Origin of the sequence: Sandarakinorhabdus sp. (genome assembly GCF_040398645.1) — a bacterium.
GTDB lineage: Bacteria > Pseudomonadota > Alphaproteobacteria > Sphingomonadales > Sphingomonadaceae > Sandarakinorhabdus.
On the sequence record NZ_JBBATR010000057.1, the window covers coordinates 1 to 7,033 of the forward strand.

The 7,033-nt window shown below is 63.9% G+C and carries 6 protein-coding genes and 1 pseudogene; 2 read left to right on the plus strand and 5 right to left on the minus strand.

Annotated elements, in window-relative coordinates:
• The 3 genes from ABWP50_RS11130 to ABWP50_RS11140 form a co-directional block, all read right to left on the minus strand.
• The coding region (locus ABWP50_RS11130) for a CoA transferase (protein WP_353218057.1) at nt 1-1,021 on the minus strand (1,021 nt) is incomplete at its 3' end.
• Nucleotides 1,022-1,062: 41 nt separating this feature from the next.
• Nucleotides 1,063-2,316, minus strand: coding sequence for an acetyl-CoA C-acetyltransferase (locus tag ABWP50_RS11135; protein ID WP_353218058.1), 1,254 nt, complete (start codon nt 2,314-2,316; stop codon nt 1,063-1,065).
• Between the two features lie 75 nt (nt 2,317-2,391).
• Nucleotides 2,392-3,534 carry an acyl-CoA dehydrogenase family protein gene (locus tag ABWP50_RS11140; RefSeq protein ID WP_353218059.1) on the minus strand — a complete coding sequence of 381 codons (1,143 nt, stop codon included), beginning with the start codon at nt 3,532-3,534 and terminating at the stop codon, nt 2,392-2,394.
• A gap of 378 nt (nt 3,535-3,912) precedes the next feature.
• On the opposite strand from ABWP50_RS11140, the gene ABWP50_RS11145 reads away from it, so the two are divergent.
• The gene (locus ABWP50_RS11145) at nt 3,913-4,824 is read left to right on the plus strand and encodes a hypothetical protein (RefSeq protein WP_353218060.1); all 912 of its coding nucleotides are present in this window, start codon (nt 3,913-3,915) and stop codon (nt 4,822-4,824) included.
• 155 nt (nt 4,825-4,979) lie between these two features.
• On the opposite strand, the gene ABWP50_RS11150 is transcribed toward ABWP50_RS11145, so the two are convergent.
• On the minus strand, nt 4,980-5,198 hold the full coding sequence (locus ABWP50_RS11150) for a hypothetical protein (RefSeq protein WP_502951043.1): 219 nt from the start codon (nt 5,196-5,198) through the stop codon (nt 4,980-4,982).
• Between the two features lie 230 nt (nt 5,199-5,428).
• On the opposite strand from ABWP50_RS11150, the gene ABWP50_RS11155 reads away from it, so the two are divergent.
• Entirely contained in the window at nt 5,429-5,917 is a 489-nt protein-coding gene (locus tag ABWP50_RS11155) for a DUF1003 domain-containing protein (protein WP_353218061.1), read from the plus strand.
• 197 nt (nt 5,918-6,114) lie between these two features.
• Here ABWP50_RS11155 and ABWP50_RS11160 read toward each other — a convergent pair.
• A pseudogene (locus ABWP50_RS11160) lies at nt 6,115-7,033 on the minus strand (peptidase); the annotation flags it as partial.

The window sequence follows — 7,033 nt, forward strand, 5'->3', positions numbered from 1 at the left end:
TTTGAAATTGCGGATTGGCGGTGAACAGCCGGGCATCGCCCTGCACCGCCTGCGCCAGCGTCTGATACGGCCCCCAGGTCACACCGGCAGCATCGAGGCGCGGGGCCAGATCCGCCAGGCTGCAAGCCGCCAACGCCGGCTCGAACAGGGCGAACAGGCTGGCGCGATGCACAAAACGCGCACCTTCATTGGCGGTGAAATCACAGCCGGTCTGCATCTCCAGCGCGGCCACGGCGCTGCCCAGATTGAGCGCTGCAACCAGCCCGCGCCACTGCTTGGGCGTGATCGCCACCAGATAGAGGCGCTGGCCGTCGCCGGTAACAAAGTCTCGCCCGAACGCGCCAAACAGGTCATTGCCCAGCCGGCCGCGATCCCCATGCAGCATGGCTTCGGCCGCAAAGCCCAGATGCGACAGCGATGTCGCCGCCAGATCGGACAAGGGCACCCGGATTTCAGCGCCTTCGCCGGTCACGCGCCGGCGGTGCAGCGCGCTGACCATGGCAAAGGCGGCAAACGCGCCGCCCAGCAGATCCCAGGCCGGCAGCACGGCATTGACCGGGCGGTCGCTGTCCACCGGACCGGTCATGTCCGGCACACCCACGGCAGCATTCACCGTGTAATCCAGCGCTGGCTTGCCATCGGCCCAACCCATGATGCGGGCGGTGATCATATCGGGCCGCCGCGCCGCCAGATGTTCATGCGCGAAAAACCCATCCACCGGAAAATTGGTCAGGAACAGCCCGGCGTCATCCCCGGATGCCGTCGCCAGCGCTACTGCCAGTTCACGGCCTTCCGGGCGCGACAGGTCGATCTGGATGGAGCGTTTGGCCTTGTTCAGCCCCTCCCAGTACAGGCTATCCCCGGCATCGCTCAGCGGCCAGCGCCGATAATCCGGACCGCCGCCGATCTGATCGATGCGAATGACCTGCGCGCCCATCTGCGCCAGATAAAGCCCACCCGTTGGCGCAGCGACAAATGCCGCTGCCTCCACCACGCGCAGACCAGATAGGAGCTGATACATCGGGCTGGCCGGCCCCACCCTGCGGCGGGGCCGGCGTCAGATCACATGCGCTCGATGATGATTGCCGGGGCCATGCCGCCAGCGGCGCACATCGTCACCAGCCCGCGCTTCAGATCGCGGCGCTCCAGTTCGTCCAGCACCGTGCCGATCAGCATCGATCCGGTGGCACCGATCGGGTGGCCCAGCGCAATTGCGCCGCCGTTCACATTGACCTTGTCGCGGTCCAGCCGCAGATCGCGGATGAATTTTTCTGCAACCACGGCAAAGGCTTCGTTGATTTCGAACAGATCGATGTCATCGATGGTCAATCCCGCCTTGGCCAGCACCTTGCGGGCGGCTGGCACCGGCGCATTGAGCATCAGCGTCGGGCAATCTCCCATATTCGCCATGGCGATGATGCGCGCGCGGGGTTTCAGGCCATTTTTCTCGGCATAGGCCTTGCTGGCCAGCAGCACGGCGGCCGCGCCGTCCACCACGCCAGACGAATTGCCGGCATGGTGCATATGCTCGATCTTCAGATCGGGGTATTTGGCGTTGATCAGCTTGCGAAACGTCGTGCCCTGCGCATCCAATGGCAGATCGGCCAACTTGGCAAAGCTGGCTTCCAGCGCCGACAGGCCTTCCATCGTCGTTTGCGGGCGCGGGAACTCCTCGCGGTCCAGCGCCAGCGAGCCGTCTTCGCGGTAGACCGGAATGAGCGATTTGGCGAAGCGGCCTTCGGCGATGGCGACGGCAGCCCGCTTCTGGCTTTCAAGGCCAAGCGCATCGACATCGGCGCGGCTGATGCCTTCCATGCTGGCAATCGCATCGCCGCATACGCCCTGATGGCTTTGCGGATGGTGCGCCTGGAGGCGGGCATTGCCGCTGCCCATCATCATCGGCGCCAGGCCGGCTGCGCGCTCTTCAGCGGCCATGGTGGCGGTGTAGCTCATCATTTCGGTGCCGCCGGCGATCACCAGATCCTCCATGCCGCTCATCACCTGCGCCGCCGCCAGATTGACGCTGGTGATGCCGCCGCCGCAAAACCGGTCCAGCGTCATGCCGCTGGCCCGCAGATCATAGCCGGCATCCAGCGCCGCCATGCGGCCGAGATCGCCGCCCTGGCGGCCCTTCTGGGTGGAGGTGGACCAGATGATATCATCGACATCAGCCGTATTCAGATGGTTACGTGTCGCAATGGCCTTCAGCACGGCCGCCGCCAGATGCTGGGGATGCATGTCCGCCAAGCTCCCCTTGCCAAGCTTGCCAATGCCGCGCGGTGTGCGAACAGTATCAATGATATAGGCTTCGGACATGCTGGTTCTCCCCGGTTTGATTGACGCACACCTTACGCCTGTGCGCGCCGGCGTCGATTGCGGTTTTTGCCAGCCTCAGTAGCTTTTGGGCAGCCCCAGTACATGCTCGGCCAGATAGGCCAGGATCATGTTGGTCGATACCGGCGCCACCTGATAAAGCCGTGTTTCCCGGAACTTACGCTCGATATCATATTCGGCGGCGAAGGCAAAACCGCCCAGTGTCTGCATTGCGGCCTCCCCGGCCTGCCAACTGGCTTCGGCGGCCAGCAGCTTGGCCATGTTGGCCTCTGCCCCCGCCACTTCGCCGGCTTCGTAGCGGCGGCAGGCATCGGCCACCACCAGCGCGGCTGCGGTCATGCGGGCGTGGGCCATGGCCAGCGGGAATTGTATGCCTTGATTCTGGCCGATGGGGCGGCCGAACACCTGGCGCTCCTTGGCGTAACTGGTTGAACGATCGAGGAAAAATCGTGCATCGCCAATACATTCCGCCGCGATCAGGATGCGTTCGGCATTCATGCCCGACAGGATGTAGCGAAAGCCCTGGCCTTCGCTGCCGATCAGATTGGCGGCGGGCACCCGCACATCATCGAAAAACACTGCGGTGGTGCCGTGATTCATCATGGTTTCAATGGGTTGAATGCTCAATCCAGCACAGTCCCGCATGTCGAGCAGGAACACCGACAGGCCATCGGTGCGCTTGGCCACCTGGTCCTTGGGCGTGGTGCGGGCCAGCAGCACCATCAGGTCGCTGTGCCGGGCGCGGCTGGTCCACAATTTGCTGCCATTTATCAGATAGTTATCGCCGTCCCGCACCGCCGTGGTGCGCAAGGACAGCGTGTCGCTGCCCGATGTCGGTTCGGTGACGCCAAAGGCCTGCAAGCGCAGCTCTCCGCGCGCAACTGCCGGTAAATATTGGGCTTTTTGTGCGTCCGATCCGTGGCGCAGCAGTGTGCCCATCACATACATCTGCGCATGGGCGGCCGCGCCATTGCCGCCGCTGGCGTGAATTTCCTCCAGCACCGCACACGCCGCCGACAAGGGCAGGCCCGATCCGCCAAATGCTTCGGGAATCAGCGCCGACAGCCAGCCTTCCCGTGTCAGCGCTTCAACAAACTCAGTGGGATAGGCGCTGTCCTTGTCCTTCGCCCGCCAATATTCGCCGGGAAAGCCCGTGCAGAGTTTCGCCACAGCAGCGCGGATATCAGGCCAATCGTTCATGCCGCCATCAGGCCGCGCCGCGGCGGCGGGCGCAAGCCCCCCTGTTCGGCAGGGTGGCTGCAAAATGTGCAAATCTGCTGGCCCATTGGGCGGCGCGGTGGACCATTTGTGGTACCCCGTGGCCGCCGGCTGGCCCCCATGCGCTGGCGGCTGGCCCAATCGCAGTTTCCGTGACCCCGGCCCAGCACGGGCGGGATTTTCATGTGATCCCGGCCCCTGGCCCGGCACGCATTGATCAGCGCCAGAAGCTACCGGTCGCGGCGACTCGCGATGCAGGGCGGTGCTTTCAGTTTGACTCGATTGCAGCGTCATGTTCCACTTCAATACGCCATGTGTGCAGCCGCTCCGTCTGCAGGGCTACCCGGAAGCAGGTGAAGCATGGCATCGAACAACTCCACGACCGCCCTGGTAGCCACCGCGCAAGCGGTCAACGACACTGGCGCGCCAGTTGCCATAACGGGCGCAAGAAAGATCCGCGTGACAAGCGCCGCCACACCGCGTTCATATCTGCAGGTCGCCGAATTGCAGGCCGTTGAGGCCATAACGGGAAAAAACGTCGCATTGGCGACCGAAGGCGGCACTGCTGCCAGCAGCGGCACTGATTACGTTGGTACTGGTCATGACAGGGCAATCGATGGTGTCTTCCCTGGGGCGTATCCCGAAATTTATCATTCGGGCAAAGATGACGATGCCCAATTTCTTGAGGTCACGTTCGCCGCGCCGGCGAACCTCGCCAGCGTCACGATCTATGGGCGCAGTGGCATGTGTTTCGATCGCGATTGCTACAAGATCACTATCCTCAACGACGCGGGCCAAGAGTTGTTTTCCGGCCAACTCGACAACCGGTTGTTGGAAGGCGGCGGCAACAGTTTGACCTTCGCTGTCGCCGCCAGCCCGCCGCCTGAAACGGCGACGGTCACGGTCAGGGGCCAGACATACGAACTCGTCACGTTGGTCGGGAGTTTCCGCAAGCATCGGGCAAAACTTTGGTTTGACCCGTGGTATACCGATGCAGGCCTCGCGGAGGAACTCGCCAGGGCACTCCAGGCAACGCTGGGCAATGCGAACAGATTTGGCAGCGAGTGGAATTTGGCCCCCGGTTTTGCCAACCGGACGACAATCGACTTACCTCGACAGCCCGCAACTTATACCGACAACGAAGATTACAGGGTGAACATCGCCTGCTGGCGCCTCTCCTCCGAAGAGGCGGGCAGGTATGTCCAGAATTTCAGCACATTTGTGGACTGGACCAACGACTGCATCTGGGTGACCCTGAAACCCACTGCCTGACCCCCTGCGGGTTTCCACAGGATGTCACCCAAGCCGCTCTCCACCTGGAGAGGCTGCGCCAATGGGGCGAATATGTTGCTGCACACGCTGTTGGCGGCGGATGCGGCGGGGGTGTGAGGGCGGCGGACAGGTGCGGATGGGAATAAAGTGCACTGTCACCGCAATCCGGAGAACCGCCCGGCGGGATCGGCGTGCAGCAGATATTGCTGGTAATGATCGGGGTGCGGACAGGCATAGGCGGGCGGCAGCCAATCATCGCGCGCCACCAGCCGGGCCAATGCGGCGGCGATCATAGCCTGCGGGGCGGGCTGGCCCAGGGCCTGGCGCACATCAGCGATGCAGCGGGCCAGTGGTTCCGGGGTGATCATCGGCATCGCAGTCCCGCAGGGGCAAAATCACAGTGTGACGTGCGCCGCGCGTGGCGGCAAGGCTTGCTGGGGGGATGGCCGCAGGGCTGGCGGCTGGCTTTGGCTCGGTTCTGCCGGTTGCCGTCGCCGTTTTCAGCCAAGCAGGATCGAGCAGGTTCGAGTAGGTTCGAGTAGGTTCCGGGCGGGATGGTGTATAGTCGGCCATCACCCCCGCCCACGGATCGGAACAGTTGCTGATGCACACGCTCGACGAAACCGAAACCGCGCGGCTTGGCCGGCTGCGGACGCACCGGGCCAAGGCGCGGCAAGAGCAGCCGGCCAGCGCCGCAGAATTGACCCTGGGCCAGCGTGTTGCCGACCGGGTAGCGATCATCATGGGATCGTGGCGGTTCATCATCATTCAATCGGTGGTGCTGGCGATCTGGGTGGCATTGAACGTGATTGCCTATGCCGCGCGCTGGGATCCCTATCCCTTCATCCTGCTCAATCTGGTGCTGTCGTTTCAGGCGGCTTATGCGGCGCCGATCATCATGATGAGCCAGAACCGCCAGCAGGAAATCGACCGCCGCGATGCCGCCAGCGACTATCAGATCAACATCAAGGCCGAGCTGGAGATCGAACTGCTCCACCAGAAGATCGACGCGCTGCGCGAGCAAGAGGTGGTGAGCCTGACGCAGGCGGTGCAGGAATTGTCGCGCCTGCTGCAGGAAACGCGCCGGCCTTAGAGCGTTTTCCGATCAAGTTGGGTCATCGGCACGCCAAATTCCCTTGGGGTGATTTTGGTTCAGGGCAAGGAGCGAGGAGGGCGCGATGCTCTTCGCATCGTAACCGACGAGGGACGCTGCCATGAACCAAAAGCGCCCCGCCCCGAAGGGGTGGCCCCAAGGGCCATGACGGTGATCCAACTTGGTCGGAAAGCGCTCTATCGTTCGGCACCGCCATAGTGCAGCGCGTTGAACAGGAACTTGAATGTGCCATAGGCCTGCGCGCGCTGCACGATTTCGGGGCCCATCACGAACAATTTGCCGCGGCCAACATCGATATCGGCCACTGCAATCGTGCCGGCCAGTTGCTCCTGGCCCACCGCCCAGCCACTGCGCAGCAGGGAACGGCCCTGGAACCACGAGACCGGTGTTGCTGTGCCTGTCCCCGTGGCCTGCACAAACGTCGGCGAGCGATTGAAGAACATGTCCACCTCCGCCGGCAGGCCGTAGGCCAGCGGCTGACGATTATCGACCTGCGCGCGCAGCACCGATCCGGGGATGAAGAAGGATTTGGTATCGAGCGGCCGGGCTTCGCCATTTTCGGTGCGGCTTTGCGCCAACGCCAGCGGTGCGCCCACCATTTCGGCAAACCGCGCCGAGCCGCCAATGGCGACCACGGCGCCGCCGCCGCGCAGGAACTCGCCGATGGCCGGGGTCGTTTTCGGATCGGTGAGCGTGCCGGTCATCGCCTTCATATCGGCGGGCGTGTCTTCCGGCCGGGGCTGCGGCGACGGGCGTTCACTGCCCCAGGCGCCCTTGGCGGGCAGCGCCCCGTCAGCAAACAGCAGCACATCGAAATTCCGCTTCAGGCTGCCGGCCTCGATGCGCTGCGGATAGAGGAGCTCGAACGGAAATTCATATTGTTCCAGCAGCCAGCGGGTCCAGCCGGCAGTCATCAGCCCGCCATAATGATCGACCAGCCCCAGCCGCACCGGCCGCAGCCTGATCGTGGCCTGCGCGGGCGGGCGGGCAACGGCGTGCGCGACCAGCCCGAGTTCGGCCACGGCCTTGCTGACAACGCTGGCCGCAGCGGATGACGCCGGCACCCAGATCGCGCCGGGGGCGAGCGTGTCGTTG

What these genes read in the sequence shown, in the direction of transcription:
- ABWP50_RS11135 (WP_353218058.1), bottom strand. Translation starts at nt 2,316, where the DNA reads ATGTCCGAAGCCTATATCATTGATACTGTTCGCACACCGCGCGGCATT.
- ABWP50_RS11140 (WP_353218059.1), bottom strand. Translation starts at nt 3,534, where the DNA reads ATGAACGATTGGCCTGATATCCGCGCTGCTGTGGCGAAACTCTGCACG.
- ABWP50_RS11145 (WP_353218060.1), top strand. Translation starts at nt 3,913, where the DNA reads ATGGCATCGAACAACTCCACGACCGCCCTGGTAGCCACCGCGCAAGCG.
- ABWP50_RS11150 (WP_502951043.1), bottom strand. Translation starts at nt 5,198, where the DNA reads ATGCCGATGATCACCCCGGAACCACTGGCCCGCTGCATCGCTGATGTG.
- ABWP50_RS11155 (WP_353218061.1), top strand. Translation starts at nt 5,429, where the DNA reads ATGCACACGCTCGACGAAACCGAAACCGCGCGGCTTGGCCGGCTGCGG.